3 protein-coding genes are annotated in these 3,751 nt (G+C 73.2%); all 3 read left to right on the plus strand.

Going from position 1 to position 3,751, the window contains the following annotated elements; genetic code table 11:
- A partial coding sequence (locus tag AOJ26_RS36625) for a tetratricopeptide repeat protein (RefSeq protein ID WP_053852672.1) occupies positions 1-2,219 on the plus strand: 2,219 nt, incomplete at its 5' end.
- Positions 2,220-2,393: 174 nt separating this feature from the next.
- Positions 2,394-3,413 carry an aldo/keto reductase gene (locus tag AOJ26_RS36630; RefSeq protein ID WP_053852673.1) on the plus strand — a complete coding sequence of 340 codons (1,020 nt, stop codon included), beginning with the start codon at positions 2,394-2,396 and terminating at the stop codon, positions 3,411-3,413.
- Positions 3,414-3,460: 47 nt separating this feature from the next.
- The gene (locus tag AOJ26_RS36635) at positions 3,461-3,730 is read left to right on the plus strand and encodes a hypothetical protein (RefSeq protein ID WP_053852674.1); all 270 of its coding nucleotides are present in this window, start codon (positions 3,461-3,463) and stop codon (positions 3,728-3,730) included.
- Positions 3,731-3,751: the final 21 nt, after the last annotated feature.

Consider the following 3,751-nt stretch of genomic DNA (forward strand, 5'->3'; position numbering starts at 1 on the left):
TGCCGGCACCGCCGAAGACCAGCCGCCAGGTCCCCCCGCCGTCGCCGCCCGCCGGGACCCCGCGCGCGCCCCGCAACGACCTCCCGCGCGACGTGCCCGACTTCACCGGCCGTGCCGCACAGCTCGCGGCCGTGCTCGACGGTGTGGCCGACAGCCGGGTGATCGCCGTGGACGGCATGGCCGGCGTCGGCAAGACCTGCCTGGCCGTGCACGCGGCGCACCTGCTCGCCGCCGACTACCCGGACGCCCAGCTCTACCTCGACCTGCACGGATTCACCGAGGGCCGCAGACCCCTCGACCCCGACCGTGCCCTGCGGACGCTGCTCGCCGCCCTCGACGTGCCCTCCGAGAAGGTCCCCCAGGACGGCGGGGGCGAGGAACTGGCCGCCTGCTGGCGCTCCGAACTGGCGCACCGCCGGGCCGTCGTGGTCCTCGACAACGCCGCCGACGCCGACCAGGTCCGTCCCCTGCTGCCGGGAGCCGGGCCCTCCGTCGCCCTCATCACCAGCCGCAACCGGCTGCTCGGTCTGGACGAGGTCCCGCCGGTGTCGCTCGACGTGCTGAGCGAGCAGGAGAGCGCCGAGCTGCTGGCCCGCGCCAGCGGGGAGACCGACGGCCGCGAGGGACGCCTGGCCCGCGACCCGGAGTCCACGGCGGAGGTGCTGCGCCTGTGCGGCCGGCTGCCGCTGGCCCTGCGGCTGGCCGCGGCCCGGCTGAGGCACCGGCCGGGCTGGACGGTGGGCATCCTCGTGGAGCGGATGGCTGAGGGCGCGAGCGAGTTCGACACCGCGTTCGCCATGTCCGTACGGCAGTTGGACCGCGCCAAGGCCCGGCTGTTCCGGCTCCTCGGCCTGCTGCCGGGGTCGTCGTTCGACGAGCACGTGGCGGCGGCGCTGGCGGACGTGCCGCTGCGCAGCGCCCGCGCGATGCTGGAGGACCTGCTGGACGCGCACCTGGTGCAGCAGCCGGCGGCGGGCCGCTACCGCCTCCACGACCTGGTCCACCAGCACGCCCGCCGTGCCGCCACCGAGCAGGACTCCCCGACGGAACGGGACCGGGCCCTGACCCGGGTGCTCGACTACTACGTGCACGCGGCGGCCGCCGCGGACGCCGCGATGCCGTTCCCGTCACTGAGCCGCGAGGCATCGGTGGACCGGCCGTCCACCGAACTGCCGGACTTCAACGACAAGATCGCGGCCCTCGTCTGGTTCGGCACCGAATACCTGAACCTGCTGGCCGCGTTCGAGGCGGCGGAGGACGCCGGAGCCGACCGCCATCTGTGCGAACTGCCGCGCTTCATGCGGGCGTACTTCGCGCGGCGCTGCGGCACCACCATGCTCAACGGCCTCTTCGAACGGTCCCTGGTCGCCGCGCGGCGCCTCGACGATCCCCTCCAGCTCGCCGAAGCGCACAGCGACTTGGGCTTCGCCCGGTACAACGCGGGCCGCATGGCGGAAGCCGGTGCCGCGTACGAGGCGGCGGCACCGCTGGTCCTGCGGGCGGGTGACCTGCGCGCGGAGGCCGAACTGACCATGCGACGGGGGTACTTGAGCTGGGACCAAGGGCATGTCGAGGAGCCGCTCGGCCTGTTCCGGCTGGCCGGGAAGCTGTACGCGGACGCCGACTGCCCCATGGGCACGGCCCACGCGACCGCGTACGAGGCCTGGGCGCTGCTGCAACTCGGGCACCGGGACGAAGCCGCGCAGTTGGCCCGTACGGCGCTGGAGATCCCGCATGCCGACGGGGCCTGGCCGCCCACCCTGACGGCCCTGATCACACTGGGCGTGGCCATCGCCCACGAGGACCCCGACGCGGCCGTGGCGCACCTGCACCGGGCGCTCGCGCTGGCCCGAGAGGACGGTCACAAGCACAACGAGGCGTGGTGCCTGAACTGCCTCGGCGTCGTCCTGCGCCAGACGGGCCGCCACGAGGAGGCGCTGGCGAGCCACGAGCAGGCGTTCGCGCTGCTGGACGAGCTGTTCGAGGAGCACTGGAAGATCCACTTCCTCAGCGCCTACGGCGAGACCTGCCGCCTTGCGGGCCTGCCCGACCAGGCCCTGCGCCTCCACCGCCAGGCCCTGGAGCTGGCCCCGAAGCTCGGCTACCGCCACGCGGAGGCCCAGGCCCACGAGGGCATCGCGGCCGTCCTCGACGCCACGGACCTGACGGCGGCGGCCGAGCACCGGGCGGCGGGGCGGGCGGTACTGCCGGGTTCCTAGGCGGGCGTCCGGAGCGGGGCGCCGGAGGGTCGTGGAGAGCCGCGCCTTGCAGAAGCGGAACCGTGTTCCGTATTGTTGGCGGAACGAGGTTCCGTTTTTTCGTCGTCGACGGAGCGGACCCCGCAACCCAGCCGTGCCCCGAGACACGGCGCCACCTCCTGGAAGAAGACGCTCATGCAGTACCGCACCCTGGGCCGCACCGGTGTACAGGTCAGCTCCCTCGCGCTCGGCGCGATGAACTTCGGCAGGATCGGACGCACCACCCAGGACGAGGCCACCGCGATCGTCGACGCAGCTCTCGAGGCCGGCGTCAACGTCATCGACACCGCCGACATGTACGGCGACGGTGAGTCGGAGGAGATGGTCGGCAAGGCCGTCGCGGGCCGCCGCGACGACATCGTGCTGGCCACCAAGGCCGGCCTGCCCATGGGCGACGAACGCAACCACCGTGGCAGTTCGCGCCGTTGGCTGGTCACCGAGCTGGAGGCGAGCCTGCGCCGACTCGGCGTCGACCACGTCGACCTGTACCAGATCCACCGCTGGGACCCGAACACCGGCGACGAGGAGACACTGTCGGCCCTGACCGACCTGCAACGCGCCGGGAAGATCCGCTACTTCGGCTCCTCCACCTTCCCCGCCCACCGCATCGTGCAGGCCCAGTGGGCCGCCCGCGAGCACCGGCTGAGCCGCTACGTCACCGAACAGCCCAGCTACTCCGTTCTCCAGCGCGGCATCGAGGCCCATGTCCTGCCCGTCACCCAGGAGTACGGCCTCGGCGTGCTGGTGTGGAGCCCGCTCGCCTCGGGCTGGCTGTCGGGCGCGATCCGCGCGGGCCGGGACATCACCACCCACCGCTCGGCGCTCCTGCCCGAGCGGTTCGACCTGACAGTCCCTGCCAACCGGGTCAGGCTCGACGCGGTGGAGCGACTGAGCGTGGTCGCCGAGGAAGCGGGCCTCACGCTCATCCAGCTCGCGCTCGGTTTCGTGACCGCACACCCCGGCGTGACCAGCGCCCTGGTCGGCCCCCGCACGCTCGACCACCTGCACGCCCAACTCGCCGCCGCCGACACCGTCCTGAGCGCCGACGTCCTCGACGCGATCGACGAGATTGTCGCTCCTGGAACCGACTTGGCCCCGCAGGAGAACCACGACACCCCGCCCGCGCTCCTGAACCGGTCCCTGCGCCGCCGCTGACAGCCGGGGGAGAGGCGCCCCTACGGCCTCCGGACACCGCCGCGACCGTGTCCGTGCTCGTCCCGCCCGACGAGCTCGGGGCACCGACCCGGCTGACCCGGCAGAAGAACCAGGACACTCCGCCGGCGCTCCTGAACCCGTCTCCGTGTCCCTCCGTGGCCGCCGCCCCCTTGGCAGCTCCGCTGGAGACGGCCCGCGTACAGGCCATCCCCCCGCTGGTCACAGCCGTACTCCACGCGATCGAGGAACTACGCACCCCGGGCACGAACCTGCCCGCAGGAAACCACGACGCCCTCCCACCCCCGCCGCTGACCTGAAAGGCGCCCACCACCCATGTC

Source organism: Streptomyces sp. NRRL B-24085, assembly GCF_001282115.1.
GTDB lineage: Bacteria > Actinomycetota > Actinomycetes > Streptomycetales > Streptomycetaceae > Streptomyces.

Excerpts from the sequence above, each read along its gene's own strand:
- AOJ26_RS36630 (WP_053852673.1), top strand. The coding sequence starts at position 2,394 with ATGCAGTACCGCACCCTGGGCCGCACCGGTGTACAGGTCAGCTCCCTC.